General features: G+C 58.8%; 1 protein-coding gene. It reads left to right on the forward strand.

Translation table 11 applies throughout. The features are described from left to right. The coding region (locus ACLQ3C_RS21495) for a hypothetical protein (RefSeq protein WP_425707121.1) at positions 1-372 on the forward strand (372 nt) is incomplete at its 5' end. Positions 373-514 lie beyond the last annotated feature (142 nt).

The following is a 514-nucleotide window of genomic DNA, read 5'->3' on the forward strand; positions in this document are numbered from 1 at the left end:
CGGTTTGCGGAGGGGGTTCGGGAGTTGGCGTCGGATGAGGATGGAACGTGGCAGGCGGTGGTGTGCACGCTGGTGCGTTACGAGGGTGGTTACGAGTTTGCGTTGTCGACGGTGATTTACACGCCTGCGGGCGCGTGGCGTGTGGTGATGTTGATTCATCAGGCGGTGAATCGCCGGTTACGTGATCTGGGGGAGGTGATTGTTGATCGGGATCCTGAGTGGTGGGGAATGAAGGTATCGATTTTTGCTGGTGGCCGGTTTGAGGTGGAATATTTGTTTGATGAGTTGGAGGCGTTGGGGTGGACGTCGGAGATAGAGGGCGGGGTGTCGCGTGCTGAATTGCCGGATGTTTTGCGTCCGGAGGGGTTGTGAGGCTGGCGGATTGGCTGATGGTGGTTGTGCCGTGTGGTAGGCCGGGTTGTTCTCGGGTGCGAATGACGTCGCTGGCAGCGGGATCGTAGCGGTGTCCGGGTGGCTGAAAGTTGAGAGATGGAGATTCTGGCTGATGGTGGAT

Source organism: Gordonia sp. DT30 (genome assembly GCF_049844915.1).
GTDB lineage: Bacteria > Actinomycetota > Actinomycetes > Mycobacteriales > Mycobacteriaceae > Gordonia.